Origin of the sequence: Leclercia sp. Colony189, assembly GCF_009740165.1 — a bacterium.
In the GTDB taxonomy this organism is placed as follows: Bacteria; Pseudomonadota; Gammaproteobacteria; order Enterobacterales; family Enterobacteriaceae; genus Enterobacter.
On the sequence record NZ_CP046557.1, the window covers coordinates 2067961 to 2087060 of the forward strand.

Annotated in this window: 18 protein-coding genes and 2 tRNA genes; 6 read left to right on the top strand and 14 right to left on the bottom strand. The window is 57.2% G+C overall.

The features are described from left to right. Positions 1-45: 45 nt before the first annotated feature. On the top strand, positions 46-1359 hold the full coding sequence (locus GNG29_RS09840; RefSeq protein WP_156654380.1) for an amidase family protein: 1314 nt from the start codon (positions 46-48) through the stop codon (positions 1357-1359). Here GNG29_RS09840 and GNG29_RS09845 read toward each other — a convergent pair. The 4 genes from GNG29_RS09845 to mdtK form a co-directional block, all read right to left on the bottom strand. Then, complete coding sequence (locus GNG29_RS09845; protein WP_156654381.1) at positions 1346-2956, bottom strand: FAD-NAD(P)-binding protein; 1611 nt, start codon at positions 2954-2956, stop codon at positions 1346-1348. The two genes, GNG29_RS09840 and GNG29_RS09845, sit on opposite strands and share 14 nt — an antisense overlap. A 148-nt stretch (positions 2957-3104) precedes the next feature. Next, positions 3105-3181 (bottom strand) — tRNA-Val (locus GNG29_RS09850). 4 nt (positions 3182-3185) lie between these two features. Further along, positions 3186-3262: transfer RNA gene (locus GNG29_RS09855), tRNA-Val, on the bottom strand. 151 nt (positions 3263-3413) lie between these two features. Next, complete coding sequence (gene mdtK, locus GNG29_RS09860) at positions 3414-4787, bottom strand: MdtK family multidrug efflux MATE transporter (RefSeq protein ID WP_103830391.1); 1374 nt, start codon at positions 4785-4787, stop codon at positions 3414-3416. 222 nt (positions 4788-5009) lie between these two features. Here mdtK and GNG29_RS09865 point away from each other — a divergent pair, with 222 nt between their 5' ends. Beyond that, positions 5010-5654, top strand: a complete 645-nt coding sequence (locus GNG29_RS09865) for a riboflavin synthase subunit alpha (RefSeq protein ID WP_103179352.1) — start codon at positions 5010-5012, stop codon at positions 5652-5654. A 31-nt stretch (positions 5655-5685) separates the two neighbouring features. Here the strand turns inward: GNG29_RS09865 and cfa are convergent, their stop codons facing one another. Continuing rightward, entirely contained in the window at positions 5686-6834 is a 1149-nt protein-coding gene (gene cfa, locus GNG29_RS09870; protein ID WP_156654382.1) for a cyclopropane fatty acyl phospholipid synthase, read from the bottom strand. A gap of 280 nt (positions 6835-7114) precedes the next feature. After that, positions 7115-8311 carry a purine nucleoside transporter PunC gene (gene punC / locus GNG29_RS09875; protein WP_156654383.1) on the bottom strand — a complete coding sequence of 399 codons (1197 nt, stop codon included), beginning with the start codon at positions 8309-8311 and terminating at the stop codon, positions 7115-7117. Positions 8312-8426: 115 nt separating this feature from the next. Here punC and punR point away from each other — a divergent pair, with 115 nt between their 5' ends. Continuing rightward, on the top strand, positions 8427-9350 hold the full coding sequence (gene punR, locus GNG29_RS09880) for a DNA-binding transcriptional activator PunR (RefSeq protein WP_103179355.1): 924 nt from the start codon (positions 8427-8429) through the stop codon (positions 9348-9350). 5 nt (positions 9351-9355) lie between these two features. Here the strand turns inward: punR and purR are convergent, their stop codons facing one another. Further along, positions 9356-10381 carry an HTH-type transcriptional repressor PurR gene (gene purR / locus GNG29_RS09885; protein ID WP_103179356.1) on the bottom strand — a complete coding sequence of 342 codons (1026 nt, stop codon included), beginning with the start codon at positions 10379-10381 and terminating at the stop codon, positions 9356-9358. 296 nt (positions 10382-10677) lie between these two features. Here purR and GNG29_RS09890 point away from each other — a divergent pair, with 296 nt between their 5' ends. Together GNG29_RS09890 and GNG29_RS09895 are read left to right on the top strand one after the other, a co-directional pair. Next, the gene (locus tag GNG29_RS09890) at positions 10678-10767 is read left to right on the top strand and encodes a YnhF family membrane protein (protein ID WP_103179357.1); all 90 of its coding nucleotides are present in this window, start codon (positions 10678-10680) and stop codon (positions 10765-10767) included. Between the two features lie 164 nt (positions 10768-10931). Further along, entirely contained in the window at positions 10932-12098 is a 1167-nt protein-coding gene (locus tag GNG29_RS09895) for an MFS transporter (RefSeq protein ID WP_103179358.1), read from the top strand. A gap of 38 nt (positions 12099-12136) precedes the next feature. On the opposite strand, the gene sodB is transcribed toward GNG29_RS09895, so the two are convergent. Together sodB and GNG29_RS09905 are read right to left on the bottom strand one after the other, a co-directional pair. Then, a complete protein-coding gene (gene sodB, locus GNG29_RS09900; RefSeq protein ID WP_103179359.1) occupies positions 12137-12718 on the bottom strand; it encodes a superoxide dismutase [Fe] in 582 nt (193 codons plus the stop codon). 122 nt (positions 12719-12840) lie between these two features. Then, entirely contained in the window at positions 12841-13665 is an 825-nt protein-coding gene (locus GNG29_RS09905) for a C40 family peptidase (protein WP_156654384.1), read from the bottom strand. A 336-nt stretch (positions 13666-14001) separates the two neighbouring features. Between GNG29_RS09905 and grxD the strand changes: the two genes are divergently transcribed. Further along, a complete protein-coding gene (gene grxD, locus GNG29_RS09910; RefSeq protein ID WP_032617810.1) occupies positions 14002-14349 on the top strand; it encodes a monothiol glutaredoxin 4 in 348 nt (115 codons plus the stop codon). A 44-nt stretch (positions 14350-14393) separates the two neighbouring features. Here grxD and rnt read toward each other — a convergent pair whose 3' ends face one another. The 5 genes from rnt to eptA all read right to left on the bottom strand — a co-directional run bounded on the left by rnt (position 14394) and on the right by eptA (position 19049). Further along, on the bottom strand, positions 14394-15044 hold the full coding sequence (gene rnt, locus GNG29_RS09915) for a ribonuclease T (protein WP_114315182.1): 651 nt from the start codon (positions 15042-15044) through the stop codon (positions 14394-14396). A gap of 96 nt (positions 15045-15140) precedes the next feature. After that, on the bottom strand, positions 15141-15548 hold the full coding sequence (gene gloA / locus GNG29_RS09920) for a lactoylglutathione lyase (RefSeq protein ID WP_156654385.1): 408 nt from the start codon (positions 15546-15548) through the stop codon (positions 15141-15143). 83 nt (positions 15549-15631) lie between these two features. Continuing rightward, complete coding sequence (locus GNG29_RS09925) at positions 15632-16729, bottom strand: alkene reductase (RefSeq protein WP_114315181.1); 1098 nt, start codon at positions 16727-16729, stop codon at positions 15632-15634. Positions 16730-16782: 53 nt separating this feature from the next. Then, a complete protein-coding gene (locus GNG29_RS09930) occupies positions 16783-17382 on the bottom strand; it encodes a TetR/AcrR family transcriptional regulator (protein WP_103179364.1) in 600 nt (199 codons plus the stop codon). A 38-nt stretch (positions 17383-17420) separates the two neighbouring features. Continuing rightward, a complete protein-coding gene (eptA, locus tag GNG29_RS09935; protein ID WP_156655465.1) occupies positions 17421-19049 on the bottom strand; it encodes a phosphoethanolamine transferase EptA in 1629 nt (542 codons plus the stop codon). Between the last annotated feature and the right edge of the window lie 51 nt (positions 19050-19100).

A 19100-nucleotide genomic window follows, 5' to 3' on the forward strand; every position in this document is an offset into this window, starting at 1 on the left:
TCAGCGCGCTGCGCTGGCCCCCGGCATGACTGTGAAGAGGACAATATGCAAAAGAGTCGCTTGATTCCCCCGAGAGATGCCCCCGAAGAGATAGCCCGGCGGCTGGCGATCATCGCCGGGCAGCCGCAGCTGAACGCAATCCTCGGCATCAACCCGGAGGCGCAGGCCCAGGCGCACCTCTGCCAGTCGCAGCGGCGTCGCGGCCAGACGTTGGGGCCGCTGCACGGCGTGCCGCTGGTGGTCAAAGATAATATCGCCTGCGCCGGACTGCCGGTAACGGCAGGGTGTCAGGCCCTGGCCGCGCTTCGGTCCACAGGGGATGCGCTGGTGGTGCGCCGTCTGCGGGCTGCCGGGGCGATTATTCTGGCCCGGGCCAATATGTCTGAGTTTGCTTTCGACGTCCGCTCCCGCAGCTCGCTTGGCGGCGATGTGCATCACCCGCTGTTTTTGGGCATTACGGCAGGCGGCTCCAGCGGCGGCAGCGCGGCGGCGGTGGCGGCAGGAATGGCGGAGGGGGCGCTGGGTACTGATACCGGCGGCTCGATCCGCATCCCGTGCAGCTATACCGGGCTGGTGGGGTTAAGACCGCGGGTGCGCAGGGGGCAGATGGAGGGCATCGCGCCGCTCTCCCTCAGTAAAGACACGGTGGGGCCGATGGTACATAGCGTGCAGGATGCGGCCCTGCTGCACTGGATTATCCACGGCCAGACGCCACGGACCCTTGAACCCGTTTCGCTGAAAGGGGTGCGTTTTGGGGTGATTCGCAGCCTGGAAGGGAGCGATTCGCACCAGGGAGAGGTATGGCATGCCGCCCTCGCGCAGCTTGCGCGTCACGGCGCAACGCTTACGGAGATCGATCTGCCGATACTGCACGACGTGGAGAGAGCAATCTGCCTGAGCCTGTTCGAATTTCGCGTGGGGTTCGATGCCTGGTTAAAGCAGCATCCGGGGGCGCCGACGGATCTGCATACCATTGTGGCATCCGGGCAATTTTTGCCGGAGTTTTTACCGCTCCTGACCCAGATGCTCGCCTGCGACACACTGAAAACCCCGGCGTGGCGCGCCGGAAGAGAGCTGCGGCGTCGGTTGCGCCACACCCTTGGTCAGGTAGCAGAGCAGGCGGGGGTCGATGCTTACCTCTACCCAACGGTGTGCCGTATACCCGACAGCCTGGAGAAGATGCCGCCCGGATGTGCACCTGAGCTGGCGGCCATCAGCGGTTTCGCCGCTATCACGCTTCCTTGCGGCAGAACGCGCAGCGGCTTTCCTGTGGGGCTGGAAATTCTCTCTCCCGCAGCCGATGAATCGCCGCTGCTGGCGTTGGCCGCCGCCTGCGAAACCGCCTTTACTCCGCCATAAGCGGCAACCGCCTGCGTACGCGGGAGGCGGGCTGAACGGCGGCTTTCGCCATCGCTTCGCCGATCTCCGCGCAGGCCACCAGACCCTGGACAAAGGGGCGATCGTGCATCAGATAGGGCAGGGCGCCGAAGGCGATGCGCCCGCGCAGGTACTCCGGTGCCAGCAGGGTGTAATCGTCGCCGACGTCGGGGATATCTTCTCCTGCAGAGACAAGCTGTTCGCGCAGGGACGGAAACGGCAAGTCTTTGCTTTTCAGCGCTTTCTGCCCGCGGGCGTCGATAAAGGTATCAAAGATCCAGCGTTTACCCTCGGCGTGAATGACCGTCCTGTTCCCTTCTGCGGTCAGTTCATACTCGTTGCCCAGCGCCTCGATGCTGATGATACCCGCCTCGCGCAGGGCCAGCAGTCGGCGCACCGACCGTGAAGGGATCGCCGCATAATTGTCAATAAACACCCGCGCCAGCCCCGTTTTAAAGCGTTCTCTGTCGGTCTCATCCAGGTAGGGCACAATCTTTTCTACGGCCTCATGCAGCCGCAACACGGTGTAGCGCCACGGCAACGTGCGGTGGTTCCGCTTGTTGCGCTCCACTTCATCCAGGTTAGAGACCGCCCAGCGGAACGGGCCATGCTTCTGGCGATCGGCAAACCAGGCGTCGCGGATGCTGTCGGCGGTGAGGGTGTCCAGGGCAATCGCCTTGCTCCACTGCGGGTCAGCCTGCGTCAGCTCTTCAATCATCAGCATAAATACCCGGTCGAGCAGGCCGGTGGTGCCCTGCTGGATCGCCGCCTCGATGGCCGTTTCCGTGACCACGGTTAACGGCTCGTAAGGGATAGGACAGTAGAAATCGGCTTCGGGCAGGATGCCAGAGCGGGACATCAGCACAATCTTCAGCGCCTCGCTCTTCTCATCAAGCCGGTAGTGGATCTGCTCGTCATCGGTCTCAATGAATTTGCCATGCTGTACGGCGACGGCCATTGCCGCGTCCAGCCCGCTCAGGGAGGTACCTAAAATGCCCACCTTGCCCGCGCCGATGCTGGCCTCCATCAGCCCGGACCAGGGGCTCGGGAAGAAGTCGCGTGAAGAGGTATCTTCGTCCGGCCAGACGTGGCCGGTGGCGATCACCGCCAGATCGAACTGGTCAGGAGTGAGTTTGCCGTCGGTCCAGATGCTCACCCCCTCGGCGCTGGCCAGCAGATCGCTCACCTGGCAGGACTCCTGGACAGTGATCTCGAAGCCCTGTTTTCGTGCCTGCGCGATGAGCGTCTGGAACTGGTCACGGAAATACTGGCCCAGCAGAATACGCGGCAGGAACTGTCGGTCGTGCAGGGTAGATTTCTGCACGCCGTAGCGCGCAAGATGCGCCTCACTCTGGGTGCGCAGCCACGCGAGGTAGGTGGAGAAAAGGGGCGGGATCTCAATGCTGGCGATATTGGCCAGCATCATGCGCGAGTTATCTTCATCGCTATAGGGCATCCCGACGCCGGCCTCTTCAGCCTGTTCATAAACGGTGACGGAAAGCGGTGTATTCAGTTTCAGAAGAGAAAAGAGGGTATAGATCCCTGTGGGACCTGCTCCGACAATGGCAATTTTTTTCATTGTGTTTACCTGCTGTTTTTTTACCGAATCCATGGGAAAAATGCTATGCAGGTTAAGTGTGGTAGAAAACGGGTGATGAGCAACTCAGAAACGAAGCGAAAGTGATAAATCAGAGAAGAAGAGGGATTGCACCATTTCAGAACTGAAATGGTGCGTCCGAGTGGACTCGAACCACCGACCCCCACCATGTCAAGGTGGTGCTCTAACCAACTGAGCTACGGACGCAGAATGGTGCGTTCAATTGGACTCGAACCAACGACCCCCACCATGTCAAGGTGGTGCTCTAACCAACTGAGCTATGAACGCATTGTTGTGTGTGACAACGGGGACGGATATTAGCGGCAGTGGTCGCATGAGGCAAGAGGCAAACCGCAATTTTCTTTCAGATTTCACACGATTGCTCTATTCCCGCGCAAAATGAAGAGAAAGTAGCCGCCCGCAGGCGGCTGGCGGGTGATTAACGCGCAGCGCGTTGCAAAATCACGCTGGATGGCTGGCGCTGTAAAAAACGCATGCGCAGCATCATCATAACGGCGGCGGAGGTCAGACCGATGATAAAGCCCATCCAGAAACCGGCCGGGCCCATACGATCCACCACCAGATCGGTGAGCGCCAGAATATAGCCGCTCGGCAGACCCAGCACCCAGTAGGCGATAAAGGTGATAAAGAAGATCGAACGCGTATCTTTATAACCTCGAAGCACGCCGCTGCCGATCACCTGGATTGAATCGGAGAGCTGGTACACGGCCGCGAGCAGCATCAGATGGGAGGCCAGCAGCACCACTTCCGGGTTGTCGTTATAGAGCAGGGCGATCTGCTCGCGCAGCGTGACGGTGAACAGCGCCGTGCAGACGGCCATGCACATGCCTACGCCAATGCCGGTCCGGGCTGCGATTTGCGCATCCAGCGTGGAGCCCTGTCCGAGGCGATAACCGACGCGAATGGTTACCGCGGCAGCAAGCGACAGCGGCAGGACGAACATCAGCGAGCTGAAGTTAAGGGCGATCTGGTGCCCGGCCACATCCACAATCCCCAGCGGGGAGACGAGCAGGGCGACCACCGCGAACAGCGTCACTTCGAAGAAGAGCGCCAGCGCGATAGGCAGGCCCAGCTGCACCAGCCGTTTGACCACCTCCATGTCCGGCTGGCTGAAACCCGCTTTGCTACGGATATCACGCATGGAGCGGGCACGCTTCACATAGGAGAGCATGCCGAAGAACATCACCCAGTAGACTACAGCCGTGGCAACGCCGCAGCCGATGCCGCCCAGTTCAGGCATGCCGAAATGACCGTAAATAAAGATGTAGTTCACCGGGATATTGACCAGCAGGCCGATAAAGCCCAGCACCATGCCCGGTTTGGTCTTCGCCAGACCTTCACACTGATTACGCATCACCTGGAAGAATAAATAACCCGGCGTCCCCCAGAGAAGGGCGCGTAAATAGCCGACGGCTTTATCCGCCAGGGCCGGGTCAATATTGCGCATGGCGTGAATAATATAGCCCGCGTTCCACAGCACCAGCATGATCAACACCGAGACCAGACCGGCCAGCCAGAAGCCCTGACGGATCTGATGGGCGATACGATCCCGCCGCCCGGAGCCGTTAAGCTGAGCAATCACTGGCGTCAAGGCCAGCAGGAGGCCGTGGCCGAAGAGAATAGCCGGTAGCCAGATAGAGGTCCCGATGGCTACCGCGGCCATATCGGTGGCGCTGTAGCCACCCGCCATAACTGTATCGACGAACCCCATTGAGGTCTGGGCGATTTGCGCGAGTATCACCGGGATTGCCAGAGCTAATAACTGACGCGCTTCAATCATGTACTTCTGCACGTGAACACCTTTGGTATTGTTGTTATTTGAATGCAAAAAAAGCCGCTGCGAAAAACAGCAAGAAGAAGATGCGGGGAAGTCCAGCTATTGTAGCGGGGATAAGCTAATTATCTAGTGAAAAAATCGCCAGAAAAGGTGGGTACTGGCAACCTCTATTTTCAACTGTTATTGTGGTGGGATTAAACGGTGTTAACACCGAAGGAACAAACAGGAGTCGTAAGCATGTTTACTGGTATTGTGCAGGGCACCGCGAAACTGGTGGCCATTGATGAAAAACCCAATTTCCGTACCCACGTCGTCGCCCTGCCGGACGAGATGCTCGATGGGCTGGAGACCGGGGCATCGGTTGCACACAACGGTTGTTGCCTGACGGTGACCGAAATTAACGGTAATCTCATCAGCTTCGATTTAATGAAAGAGACGCTGCGCATTACCAATTTGGGCGACCTGGTTGAGGGCGATATTGTTAACGTGGAGCGCGCCGCGAAATTCAGCGACGAAATTGGCGGGCATTTAATGTCAGGCCATATTATGACTACCGCGGAAATTGCCAAAATCCTCACCTCAGAAAATAACCGTCAAATCTGGTTCAAGGTGCAGGATCCTTCATTGATGAAGTACATCCTCTATAAAGGCTTTATTGGCGTGGATGGCATTAGTCTGACCGTTGGTGAAGTGACGCCTACCCGATTCAGTGTCCACCTGATCCCGGAGACGCTGCAGCGCACGACTCTCGGCAGCAAAAAGCTGGGGCACAGAGTGAATATCGAAATCGACCCGCAAACCCAGGCGGTGGTCGATACCGTGGAGCGCGTACTGGCGGCGAAAGAGGCCGCCGCTATCCAGCAGACGCTCAACGACGCATGATAAAAAAGACCCCGGCAAGCCGGGGTCTTTTTTAGCGGGGCACCCGCAGGCCGTGCTCCACGCCGCGGCTGAATACCACCTGCCACAGCTGAATATCACGGGCGCGAAACGCACCGGCGCAGGCGTTCAGATAGTAGCTGAACATCCGTTTAAATCGTTCAGAATAGTTGTCGGCGATCTCCGGCCAGCTGGCAAGGAAGCGCGCATGCCAGGCCATCAGGGTAGTATCGTAATCAGCGCCAAAATTATGCCAGTCCTCCATTACAAAATGGGCTTCGCTGGCATTCGCAATCTGGCGAACTGAGGGCAAACAGCCATTCGGAAAGATGTACTTGTCTATCCAGGGATCAACGTTATGGTCGGTTTTTCGTGAGCCAATGGTATGCAGCAGGAACAGGCCATCCGGCTTCAGGTTACGATCCACCACGTTGAAATAGGTGTTGTAGTTTTTTGGCCCCACATGCTCGAACATCCCTACCGAGACAATGCGATCGAACTGATCGTGCAGATCGCGGTAGTCCTGTAACAGGATGGTGACATCCAGCCCGGCGCAGCGCGCCTGCGCCATGCGTTGCTGCTCCGCTGATATGGTCACACCGACCACGCTGACGCCATAGTGCTGCGCCATAAACTCCGCCAGCCCGCCCCAGCCGCAACCGATATCCAGTACCCGCATACCGGGCTGCAGTTGCAGTTTTTCGCAGATGAGGCGCAGTTTATCCTGCTGGGCCTGCTCAAGGGTGGTGGCCTCTTTCCAGTAACCGCAGGAGTACTGCATAGCCGGGTCGAGCATACGGCTGAACAGGTCATTGCCAAGATCGTAGTGCTCTTTGCCGACAATCCAGGCGCGCTTTTTACTTTGCAGGTTGAACAGGCGGGCAGTAGCGATGCGCAGGGTATCCTTCAGGTGGTTGGGCAGCTGTGTTTCCAGACCCGCTCGCAGAACCTTATGGAAAAAGATGTCCAGCCGTTCGCACTCCCACCAGCCGTCCATATAGCTCTCGCCGAGACCCAGTGAGCCCTGCTTCAGGACGCGTTTAAAAAAATCGGGGTGTTTAACTTGTAGATCGGAGGATGCCGGGCCGTTGATGGTGATACCCGCGCGGCTCAGCAATTCATTGACTATCCGGAACCAGTCATCATTCCGGATGCTGACTTCTTCTATACACGATGAACTCATAGCTTCTCCATCACCTGATGTGATCAGAACCCATAAACAGCGTAGACGCTCTTTATGGAGAGTGAGAAATTTCACGGTGCAACCCGTGAGGCTAATATCCGACGTAGAACAGAGGAAGGGAGAGGACCCTTGCCGAAAGGCCATCCATGGTAAAACGGGAGCAATCCGGCTCCCGTTAACACTTAATAATTTTAGTATTTATCAGAAAGCCTTAGCCAGTATAGGACTGATATCCTGGTGATTCAACAGGATATTGTTAGCAGGCTAATTATTTATCCTGTCAGGCGTGGGAAGATTCTGCCTGCGGGCTCTCATCCTGCTGGCCCACAGGGAGATACTGCATCCGATAGCCAAGCGCGGCCAGCACGACGGTCGCCACCATCACGCTGGTGGTGGTCAGCAACGGGGTGGCAATCAGCCAGGAGACCAGCAGGCTCGCGAGGAAACAGAGTCCCAGCTGCAGGGTGTTCTGCAGTGCCGCCGCGCTGCCGGTTGCCTGCGGGAAGGGACGCAGCGCCTGCGCTACCACGATAGGGTAGATGGCGCCGTTCGCCACTGCCATCAGGCAGAAGGGGGCCAACAGCGCCGCCAGGCTGACGCCCGGAATAAACCCGACCGCCCAGGTACCGATCACGCTGACGGCAAACAGGCCCAGCAGCCACGGCAGCATCTGGTGACCCGGCCATTTTTGCAGGGCGGCGCGGCAGCCGTAACCCCCAATCAGGAAGGCGATAGTCTGCGGCACATAGCTCAGTCCGATCGCCGCCGGGCTGTAGCCCATATCGCTGAGGATAAACGGCGAGCCGGTCAGCCAGGCGAAGAAGCTGGCGGAACAGGCGGCGTAGATCAGCACGTTGCCGCGGTAGATCCGGGAGCGAAGCAGGGTAAAGAAGGTCACGCGGGAGGTTGGCTGCGCCTCTTTTACCGTCACTGGCTTCAGGAAAAAGGCCGGGATCATCAGCACCAGGGTAATGGCAAACAGCACCGCAAAAATGGCCTGCCAGCTGAAATGGGCGAGGATCCAGCTGCCGAGCAGCGGTGCCAGCGCTGGCGACAAGCCAACCAGCGGCATGATGGTGGCGAAAATGCGGTTGGTTCGCGATGCCGGGTAGTAATCGGTCACCAGCGCCTGCCAGGTCACCGCCGCGGCGCAGACCCCCACCGCCTGGATAAAGCGTAGCACCAGCAGCCAGGTGGCGTCGCGTACCCACAGCATACCGAGGCAGCCGAATGCAAAGATGGCTAAGCCGGCCAGCAGTACCGGCTTGCGTCCGAAGCGGTCAGACATCGGTCCCCAGAGCAGCTGCGCGAAGGCAAAACCGGCCAGGAAGAGGCTCAGGCTGGCGCTGATGGCGGCAGCCGGGGTTTGCAGATCCGCCTGCATGATGGCGAACGCAGGCAGGTACATATCGGTGGCGAGGAAGCCCAGCACGCTCAGGCCGCCGAGCCAGACTAAAAATCCTTTCCCGGGTTGCATGGTTTTATTGTCCTTATGGATGCAGGTTTAGGTAGCCGCTGAGTGTAGGCAGTGCAATCCCGCTTGTGAAACGCTAATATTTGGCGGTTGCATTCAAATTTTTTGCAGGCAGAAAATGTGGTCAGAATATTCCCTTGAAGTGGTGGATGCCGTGGCGCGTAACGGCAGTTTCAGCGGCGCGGCACAGGAGCTACATCGTGTCCCGTCAGCCATCAGCTATACGGTGCGTCAGCTTGAGGAGTGGCTGGCGGTGCCGCTATTTGAACGGCGACACCGTGATGTGGAGCTGACGCCTGCCGGGCTGTGGTTTCTGAAGGAGGGGCGTTCTGTTATCAAAAAAATGCAGATCACCCGCGAACAGTGTCAGCAGATTGCCAACGGCTGGCGCGGGCATATCTCCATTGCGGTGGATAACATCGTTCGTCCCGAGCGCACCCGCCAGATGATCGTCGACTTTTATCGCCACTTCGCTGACGTTGAGCTGCGCGTCTCCCAGGAGGTCTTTAACGGTGTCTGGGATGCGCTGGCGGATGGCAGGGTGGAGATGGCGATCGGCGCGACCCAGGCGATACCGGTGGGGGGGCGCTACGCGTTTCGCGATATGGGGATGCTGAGCTGGGTCTGCGTGGTGGCGAGCCACCATCCGCTGGCCGCGCTTCCCGGCCCGCTCAGCGATGATACCCTGCGCAACTGGCCGTCGCTGGTGCGGGAAGATACCTCCCGCTCGCTGCCGAAACGGATCACCTGGCTGCTGGATAACCAGCGGCGGATCGTCACCCCGGACTGGGAATCCTCTGCGACCTGCCTGTCGGCCGGGCTGTGCGTGGGGATGGTGCCGGTCCATTTTGCCCGGCCCTGGATAGACAGTGGCAAATGGGTGGAGCTGACGCTGGAAAACCCCTTCCCGGATGCGGCCTGCTGCCTCACCTGGCAACAAAACGACATGTCACCGGCGCTGGCGTGGCTGCTGGATTATCTGGGGGACAGTGAAACGATGAACAGGGAGTGGTTGCGGGAGCCAGAGGTACTGGCTCCCTGAGCGGATCAACGGCGGTAGTCGCGGAACGGGCCATCGGCGACGGAGCGGCGTTCGATCAAACGCGGATGCACTTCAATGGACTGCGACTCTTCACGTTTATTGACGATACGGTCGAGCAGCATGTTAAAGGCGGTCTCGCCCAGCGAATCTTTTGGCTGGTGGATGGTGGTCAGCGCCGGGGTGAAGAAACGGGCGTTGCGCACGTTATCATACCCGATCAGCGAAACGTCCTGCGGAACGCGCAGGCCCATCTCGTCAGCGGCACACAGGGCACCCATCGCCATAACATCGCCGCCGCAGAAAATAGCGGTCGGACGCGGCGTCTGGGAGAGGATCTGCTGCATGGCGCGATAGCCGGACTCCGGTTCAAAGTCGCCCTGGACGATCCAGTTTTCCGGCACCGTGATTAAGGCTTCTTCCATCGCTTTCATAAAACCGGCCAGACGACCGGCGCCGGTGTTGCGCTCCAGCGCGCCCGGGATGACGCCGATATCGCGATGCCCGCGTTCGATCAGATAACGTCCTGCCATGTAGCCACCTTCAAAGGCGTTATCAATGACCGAGTCGGTGAAGTCCGCTTTCGCTTCGCCCCAGTCCATCACCACCATCGGGATATTGCGATACTCTTCCAGCATCTTCAGCAGCGGCTCCGGGTATTCCGAGCACATTACCAGCAGGCCGTCGACGCGCTTTTGCGCCATCATCGACAGATAGGCCCGCTGCTTCTCCAGGCTGTTCCAGGCGTTGCCGAGGATCAGGGTGTAACCTTTCTGGAAGCAGTTTTTCTCTACCGCTTCAATAATTTCTGCGAAGTAGGGGGCTTCGCTGCTGGTCGCCAGCAGGCCGATCGATTTGGTGTGGTTCACCTTCAGACTACGGGCGACGGCGCTCGGAGAATAGTGCAGCTCTTTGATCGCTGCCCAGACGTTGTTACGCGTCTCTTCCGCCACAAAGCGGGTTTTGTTAATAACATGTGATACGGTTGTAGTGGAAACGTTTGCGCGTTTCGCTACGTCTTTAATTGTTGCCATCAGATGTCACTCCAGACCATATCTTAAGCTCCTGAAAAACCAATAGGTAAACGTTTGCCTTCACTCGCCCTAATTGCGCAATTTGAATTGCGGTACGCCGGGAAAACGACACAGGACGTCAGGAGGGGGTCAATGGCCGGTACGCTAATAAATTTAGCGTGGAATTTTGGCTGATCTTGACCAAAAGGGGAAGAGTAAAAATCGATATCAATCTAAATCCAGCAAGATTTTTACCCTGAACTGTGCAAAAATGAGCAAGCTCACTCTTCGTAGGGTGATTAAAAGGAGAAAAATTGATGAGTACCGATCTTAAGTTTTCGCTGATTACCACCGTTATTGTTCTGGGTCTGATCGTTGCCAGCGGTCTGACGGCTGCGCTGCACTGATATTTGCGAGGGAGCTAACGCTCCCTCGTCTCCCTTCTGCTATTGTTACGCGTCCGGCAAAAATCTTTTGCCAAATTGTTAACTTCTCATTTTTTGTGATTGATGTCATGCTTTCGCCTTCATTGTTCTGTGTCGCCTGACGACACGGTATCCGGAGTTGAAGTATGAAAATCAATTTTCCGCTGCTGGCCCTGGCCATTGGCGCATTTGGCATCGGCACCACCGAGTTTTCTCCAATGGGACTGCTACCGGTTATCGCCCGGGGTGTGGATGTCTCTATTCCCGCTGCGGGCATGTTAATCAGCGCCTACGCTATCGGCGTAATGGTAGGGGCACCGCTGATGACCTTGCTGCTTTCCCATCGCGGCCGTCGTAATGCGCTGATCTTCCTGATGGCGATCTTTACCGTCGGTAACGTGCTGTCGGCGCTCTCCCCGGATTACACCACCCTGATGCTGTCGCGTATTTTGACCAGCCTCAATCACGGCGCCTTCTTTGGCCTCGGGTCGGTGGTCGCCGCAAGCGTAGTGCCGAAGCATAAACAGGCCAGCGCCGTAGCAACCATGTTTATGGGTCTCACCATCGCCAATATTGGCGGCGTACCCGCCGCAACGTGGATGGGCGAAGCCATCGGCTGGCGGATGTCCTTCCTGGCGACGGCGCTTTTGGGCGTGGTCTCGATGGTCGCGCTCTTCTTCTCCCTCCCTGCGGGTGGCGCGGGCGAAAAGCCGGATGTGCGTAAAGAACTGGCGGTGCTGATGCGCCCGCAGGTGCTTTCCGCCTTACTGACCACGGTTCTCGGTGCTGGGGCAATGTTCACCCTCTACACCTACATTGCGCCCGTTCTGCATGACATTAACCAGGCGACGCCTGCTTTTGTTACCGCGATGCTGGTGCTGATTGGCGTCGGTTTCTCCCTCGGCAACTTCCTGGGCGGCAAGCTGGCGGACCGCTCCGTAAGCGGCACCCTGAAAGGCTTTCTACTGCTGCTGATCGCGATTATGGTGGCGATCCCGTGGCTGGCACGTAATGAAGTGGGGGCGGCGTTCGCGATGGTGGTATGGGGGATGGCGACCTTTGCGGTGGTACCGCCGCTGCAAATGCGTGTGATGCGGGTGGCAAGCGATGCGCCAGGGTTATCCTCTTCCGTCAATATCGGAGCGTTTAACCTGGGGAATGCGCTGGGTGCGGCGGCGGGTGGTGCGGTGATCTCCGGCGGGCTGGGGTACAGCTTTGTTCCGGTGATGGGGGCCATCATTGCCGCGCTGGGGCTTCTGCTGGTGCTAATGGCCGACAGAAAACAACCTGAACCGGTTTGTGCCGCCGAATAACACCAAAACGCAGAAGGCCCGGCCTTCTGCGTTTTTCGTTATGCCGCGAAGTTCTTCGCAACAAATTCCCAGTTTACCAGCGCCCAGAAGTGCTCGAGGTAGTTCGGGCGCGCATTACGGTAATCGATGTAGTAAGCGTGTTCCCATACATCCACCGTTAACAGTGGGGTAGCGTTGCTGGTCAACGGCGTGCCCGCATTGGACGTGGAAACGATGGCCAGTTTCCCGTCCGCCTCTTTCACCAGCCAGGTCCAGCCCGCGCCAAAGTTTTTCACCGCGGCGTCGGTAAACTTCGCTTTAAATTCCGCAAAGCTACCAAAGGTGGCGATGATGGCGTCAGCCAGATCACCCGTCGGTTCACCACCGGCCTGAGGCGCCAGGCAGTGCCAGTAGAAGGTGTGGTTCCACACCTGCGCGGCGTTATTGAAGATACCGCCCTCAGAACTACGCACGATCTCTTCCAGGGTTTTCCCTTCAAATGGGGTGCCGGCGATCAGGTTATTCAGGTTGGTGACATAGGTCTGGTGATGTTTGCCGTAGTGGTACTCCAGGGTTTCCGCAGAAATATGCGGGGCCAGAGCGTCTTTTGCATACGGTAATGCAGGTAATTCAAACGACATTGCTTCTCTCCTTATTATAGTGAACCATCCAATAACCATATTGAATGTAAGGATAGAGTAGCAAATTGAAAGACCCTACAAAAGAGGAACTTACCCCGCAGGCTTACCCGCGGGGCAGGGGGTTAACGCAGCGTGCTGGGCTTCATCACGCGGCGAGCGCCAACGTAATGGCGCTGCCAGTACTCTTCGCTCAGGGAGGTGATCTGAATATCCTGGCCGGTACGCGGCGACTGAATAAATTTGCCGTTGCCAACGTAGACACCAACGTGATCGGCGGTGCCGCGACCCTGGGTGCGGAAGAACACCAGATCGCCGCTTTCGAGCTCACCGCGATCCACCGGGGAGGCGTCACGCAGATGGTACATTTCGTTGGCGGTACGCGGAATGCGGAACTTAACCAGATCTTTATAGGCGTAATAGACCAGGCCGCTGCAGTCGAAACCGGTACGCGGTGAGCTGCCGCCCCAGCGATACGGTTTACCAATCTGGCCCATTAGCTTATTTAGCGCCGTTTTCTGCGCTTTTTGCACCCGGACTTTATGCGCTTCGGCAAGGGTCGTGGTCTTGCTGGTTTTCACGCACTGCGCTTTATGGCCTTTACGGGAAGTACATTTTTCTGTCACAACGCGCGAAGCGGTTTGAGTTGTACGGGGCGCGCTGCGGGAGGAATTTTTGCTTTTCTTACTGGAGGTGGCTGGCTGTGTTTTAGCGAGGCTGCTTTTTTTGCTGCTGCTCTTTTTACTGGCGGTGCTTTTTTTGCTGGTGCTCTCTTTCTTCGTGGTTTTGCCGCTGCTGCTTTTTTTCTTCGGTTCGGTGGCTTTTGCCAGATGCGTTTTGTGGGCGGCAGAAGGCCGCGCCTGCTCTGAGGCGTTTGCCACCGGCGTGAAGGTGAGAGATGAAAACAGCAAAGCACAGAGCGTGATCGAGAATTTATTTATTCGCGCCACTGGGCATTCCCCTGGTAATAGCTGGATATAAATTATCCTGCGTCTGATTTACAAAACTTGTCGATTCTAATCTATAAAAAGCCCCTGCGTTAATAAACTTTTTGCATCTAAAACTGCGTTTCGTTAGCAAGTGCAAAAAAACAGAATTTCAACCGGTTGATTTGTACATTCGCTGAGCAAAGACGCAGGGGGGAACGGGATAAGGTAGTTTTATAATGCAACTTTACGTCACGCGCGGTAAAATCCTGTACGTGACGAAAATGTTATTTTCCGTAGTCGGCCTGAAACGCTACAATGTCAGACTATTGCCGTAACAGAAGTAAAAGGAAGCAAGACATGAGCACTACTATTGAAAAAATTCAGCAGCAGATTGCTGAAAACCCGATCCTGCTATACATGAAAGGTTCTCCGAAACTGCCTAGCTGTGGTTTCTCCGCTCAGGCGGTGCAGGCGCTCTCTGCCTGTGGCGAACGTTTTGCTTACGTTGATATTCTGCAGAACCCGGATATCCGCGCTGAGCTGCCAAAATATGCTAACTGGCCGACCTTCCCGCAGCTGTGGGTTGACGGTGAACTGGTTGGCGGTTGCGACATCCTGATTGAGATGTATCAGCGCGGCGAACTGCAGCAGCTGATCAAAGAGACGGCTGCGAAGTACAAATCTGAAGAGCCAGGCGCCGAGTAATCTCGCGCACGGTAAATAAAAAAGCGACCTTCCGGTCGCTTTTTTTATGCGTTGTTGCCAACATCTGGCAGCGGCCAGCCGCCGAGACGCTTCCAGCGGTTAACGATTTCGCAAAACAGTTCCGCCGTGCGTTCGGTATCGTACAGGGCGGAGTGCGCCTGTGTGCCGTCAAAATCGATACCGGCGGTAATACAGGCTTTCGACAGCACGGTTTGCCCCAGCGCCAGCCCGCTTAAGGCCGCGGTATCGAAGGTCACAAACGGGTGGAACGGATTACGTTTCAGCGACGCGCGCTCGGCGGCAGCCATCATAAAGCTGTGATCGAAGGTAGCATTGTGCGCCACCATGATCGCGCGATTACAGTTCTGCTCTTTCATGCCCTTGCGCACCATTTTAAAGATGGCATGCAGCGCGTCATATTCACTCACTGCCCCACGCAGCGGGTTATGCGGATCAATGCCATTAAATGCCAGCGCCTCAGGCTGCAGGTTCGCCCCTTCAAAAGGTTCAACGTGAAAATGCAGCGTGGAATCCGGCAGCAAATTGCCCTGTTCATCCATCTTCAACGTGATGGCGGCAATTTCCAACAGCGCATCGGTTTTGGCGTTAAATCCAGCGGTTTCGACATCAATCACGACAGGATAAAAACCACGAAAACGGTCGCACAGACCGGTAAGTTGAGCGTTATCGGACATCTGGATCTCTTACAAGGGGAAAAAAGCAGTGCGTATTATGGCAAATTTTGAGGCGAGATGCAGTAAAACAACGGGCGCATGGCGCGCCCGTCAGGATCAGTTGCCCAGACCGCGACCGGCGTCTTTGGCTTCGATCAGTTCGATTTTATAACCGTCCGGATCTTCAACGAAGGCGATCACGGTGGTGCCGCCCTTAACCGGACCCGCTTCACGGGTCACGTTGCCGCCGTTGCTGCGGATCCGCTCGCAGGCTTCTGCCGCGTTATCCACCTCCAGGGCGATATGACCATGTGCTGTACCCAGCTCGTAGCTATCCACACCCCAGTTATAGGTGAGTTCGATAACCGCTTCGTCGCTCTCCGGGCCATAACCGACAAAGGCCAGGGAGTATTTGTATTCCGGGTTTTCGCTGGTGCGCAGCAGGGTCATGCCCAGCACGTTAGTGTAAAACTCGATGGAACGTTGCAGATCGCCAACGCGCAGCATGGTGTGAAGTAGGCGCATATTATCCTCTTAGCTTTTATCATCTTGAACAGAAACGATGTTTTAGTATAGCGGCGAAGTGTCGCCGCTATCAATGCGGGGGCTTATAAAGAGGGATAATCGGTGTAACCTTCCGCGCCGCCGCCGTAGAAGCTCTCCGGACGCTGCGGGTTCAGCTCGGCTTTGCGCTGCAGGCGAGCCACCAGGTCCGGGTTGGCGATATAGGCGCGGCCAAAGGCCACGGCATCGATCAGCCCTTTGTTAATCAGATCTTCGGCTTTCTCCGGTGTATAAGCCCCGGCGCCGATGATCACGCCCGGGAAGCGGTCGCGCACTTTCTGACGGAAGGCATCGGTGTATGGCTCGCCGCCAGCCCAGTCTGGCTCGGACATGTGCAGATAAGCGATGCCGCGTTTTGCCAGCTCTTCGATCAGGTACAGCGCGTCGGCTTCTTCGTTCGGGCCGTTATCCACGTTCTGGAAAGAACCGATTGGCGAGACGCGAATACCAATACGATCGGCGCTCCACTCTGCAGAAACCGCATCAATCACCTCAAGCACCAGACGGGCGCGATTCTCAACGCTGCCGCCATACTGGTCAGTACGCTGGTTAGAGGAAGGCGACAGGAACTGGTGCAGCAGATAGCCGTGGGCCCCGTGCAGTTCAACCAGATCGAAACCGGCTTCGCGGGCATTGGCGACGGCCTGGCGGAAATCGTTCACGATCCCCGGGATCTCGTCCAGCTCCAGCGCACGTGGCGTGGTGGTGTCAACGCGAATGGCGTTGCCATTCTCATCGCGCAGTGAGGTGCGGGTCCCCGCATTGATCGCAGAGGCAGATACCGGCGCCTGACCGCCAGGCTGGATGCTGCTGTGGGAGATACGGCCAGTGTGCCACAGCTGAACCGCGATGCGGCCATCTTCAGCATGCACGCCGTCGGTGATTTTCTTCCACGCCGCGATCTGCTCCGGGCTGTGCAGGCCAGGGGCGCCGGCATAACCTTTTGCCTGAGCAGAAATTTGCGTGGCTTCGGAGATGATCAGTCCCGCGCTGACGCGCTGGCGATAGTATTCGCCCATCAGCGGCGTTGGGATATCGCCCGGCTCAATGCTGCGCAGGCGGGTGAGGGGCGCCATAAAGACACGGTTTGGTGCTTCGATTGCGCCCACCTTAAGCGGGGTAAACAATTTTTCAGCTGACATAAAGGCTCCTGAGTAGACCGGTCGTCTAGTAATTTGCGAAATAAAAACGCCTGTTAACTGCCAGGCGTAGCAATGATGGTTTTGACATGATCCAGCGCGCTCTCAAGCGGCAGCGCGCTGCGGGACATTTTGGCCTGCAGATTGGCCCCCAGCCACAGGGAGTAGAGCACCTGCGCCTGGGTGAGCGGTTCCCCGACGAAGGCCAGGGATTTCTCCTCCCGCCCCTTCGCCAGCGCCTGCGCCAGCAGGGTGATAACACCCGTGGCCCCTTTATCCATTGCCGTGCGCATATCTTCCGAGAGATCGCACACTTCAGCAGAGAGTTTTACCGTCAGACAGCCGCTGATAATGCCCTGGGCGCAGAACTGGGCCAGCGTCTCCTGATAATAAGCCAGAACACGATCGCGATAATTGCCCTGACCGCTGGCGAAATGGCTGGCCAGACGCTGATGGTAATCCGCGTAATGCCGCTCCAGCAGCGCCACGCCAAACGCCTCTTTTGAGCGGAAGTAGTGATAAAACGACCCCTTCGGCACATCGGCGGTTTTCAGCAGCTCGCTCAGACCCATCCCGGTGAACCCGCGGTGCATGCAAAGACGCTCGCCGGTCGCAAGGAGATGTTCGCGTGTATCGTGTTCAGTGTGCTTATTCATGTCGACAATGTAATAGACCAATCGGTCTATTGCAAGCCTTACGTTCGACGACAGGCGGTAAGCAGATCCATCTGCGGCTGATAGACGGAGGTGCGAATGTTCATCATCCCCAGCACCGTGAAGAAAAGATTATCCTGCGACACCGCCTCTTTCGCGGCCTGATTACGCAGGCACTGCGCATCCACGCCAAAATTCTTTTTATAGTCCTGCGAGAGCCAGAACATGAACGGAATGTGCGTCTGCTGCGACGGTGCCAGCATGTACGGCGTACCGTGCAGGTAAAGACCGTTTTCCCCCAGCGATTCGCCATGATCGGAGAGATAAACCAGCGCCGTGTTCATCGTCGCCTGACGCGCCTTCAGGGCGTCGATGGTTTTACTCACCACGCTGTCGGTATAGAGGATGGTATTGTCATAAGTGTTCATCAGCGCCTGGTGATCGCAATCCTGGATCTGGTTGGTGTCACAGGTCGGCGTAAATTTGCGGTACTGCTCCGGATAGCGCTGATAGTAGGCCGGGCCGTGACTGCCCATCAGGTGGATCACCAGCACCGTATCCTGTTTAAGCCCATCAAGGGTCTCATTCAGACGATAGAGGTTAACGTCATCAATACAGGATTTATCCTTACAGAACTGATCCAGCTTCCACTGGGTCATGTCGGTATGCGGGATGCGATTACAGGCCCCTTTGCAGCCGCCATCGTTATCACGCCACAGCAGGTTTACCCCGGCGTGGGCCAGCACATCGAGCAACCCTTCCTGATGATGGGCCAGATCGGCATCATATTTTTTGCGCGGCATTCCTGAGAACATGCACGGCACGGAGACGGCAGTTTCAGTGCCGCAGGAGGAGGCCTGCGGGAAGTTAATCATCTCCTGCTTTTCCAGTTCAGGGTTAGTGTCACGCCCGTAACCGTTGAGGGAGTAGTTTTCAGCCCGGGACGCCTCGCCAATCACCAGCACCAGCACGGTTTTTTTCTGCTGCGCCAGCAGCACCGGGCCTTTACGCGCGTCTTCCCCGAGATGGATGAGAGTCTGGTCGCCGGCAAACCAGCGTGCCTTGCTGTACTTAACGATGGCGCTGACGTAGTTCGCTGGCGTCACCATTTTGACGATGCCTTTGTTGTTGCGAAACAGCGAGGCGTAGTCCTTATAAAAGAGTGCGGCCACCAGAAGGATCACCACCAGGCTCGCGAGGATGGCCGCCACGCGCATCAACAGCGTCTGCCACCACTTACCCGGACGAATACGAATCAGCGCCAGCACGGCGGCTGGCACCAGCCCGGCGATCGCCAGCCACAGCACCAGCTGCGGAGTGATAAGCGCCGTGGCCTCCTGAGAGTTGGTCTCGAAGACGTTAACCATCATATTCTGGTCAATCACCGCCCCGTAGGTAAACATGAACCAGGTCGCCGCCGCGCATCCCAGGGTGAGCAACACCAGCAGCGGTTTGCGGATGAGTGGAATATTCAGAATGCTGAAGACGATGACCCAGCCGCAGAAGAGTACCAGCGGCACGGTCAGGGCAAAGACAAAATCATGCAGCCGGGCGGGGGCGATCACCTGCCAGCTGCGGTGAATAAAGAGGGCGTTTAACAGGGTAAACAGGAGCGCGCAGCCCAGCGTAAATTTTGTATCGTTACACTGTAACTTTTTTAACATCTGCATCATCGTCAACCAGCAAGAATAGTGATGAGGCGAGTATAGGGAGCGAAGATT

Coding starts and splice junctions, on each gene's coding strand:
- GNG29_RS09840 (WP_156654380.1), top strand. CDS start 46: ATGCAAAAGAGTCGCTTGATTCCCCCGAGAGATGCCCCCGAAGAGATA.
- GNG29_RS09845 (WP_156654381.1), bottom strand. CDS start 2,956: ATGAAAAAAATTGCCATTGTCGGAGCAGGTCCCACAGGGATCTATACC.
- GNG29_RS09865 (WP_103179352.1), top strand. CDS start 5,010: ATGTTTACTGGTATTGTGCAGGGCACCGCGAAACTGGTGGCCATTGAT.
- cfa (WP_156654382.1), bottom strand. CDS start 6,834: ATGAGTTCATCGTGTATAGAAGAAGTCAGCATCCGGAATGATGACTGG.
- punC (WP_156654383.1), bottom strand. CDS start 8,311: ATGCAACCCGGGAAAGGATTTTTAGTCTGGCTCGGCGGCCTGAGCGTG.
- punR (WP_103179355.1), top strand. CDS start 8,427: ATGTGGTCAGAATATTCCCTTGAAGTGGTGGATGCCGTGGCGCGTAAC.
- purR (WP_103179356.1), bottom strand. CDS start 10,381: ATGGCAACAATTAAAGACGTAGCGAAACGCGCAAACGTTTCCACTACA.
- GNG29_RS09890 (WP_103179357.1), top strand. CDS start 10,678: ATGAGTACCGATCTTAAGTTTTCGCTGATTACCACCGTTATTGTTCTG.
- GNG29_RS09895 (WP_103179358.1), top strand. CDS start 10,932: ATGAAAATCAATTTTCCGCTGCTGGCCCTGGCCATTGGCGCATTTGGC.
- sodB (WP_103179359.1), bottom strand. CDS start 12,718: ATGTCGTTTGAATTACCTGCATTACCGTATGCAAAAGACGCTCTGGCC.
- grxD (WP_032617810.1), top strand. CDS start 14,002: ATGAGCACTACTATTGAAAAAATTCAGCAGCAGATTGCTGAAAACCCG.
- rnt (WP_114315182.1), bottom strand. CDS start 15,044: ATGTCCGATAACGCTCAACTTACCGGTCTGTGCGACCGTTTTCGTGGT.
- gloA (WP_156654385.1), bottom strand. CDS start 15,548: ATGCGCCTACTTCACACCATGCTGCGCGTTGGCGATCTGCAACGTTCC.
- GNG29_RS09925 (WP_114315181.1), bottom strand. CDS start 16,729: ATGTCAGCTGAAAAATTGTTTACCCCGCTTAAGGTGGGCGCAATCGAA.
- GNG29_RS09930 (WP_103179364.1), bottom strand. CDS start 17,382: ATGAATAAGCACACTGAACACGATACACGCGAACATCTCCTTGCGACC.
- eptA (WP_156655465.1), bottom strand. CDS start 19,049: ATGCAGATGTTAAAAAAGTTACAGTGTAACGATACAAAATTTACGCTG.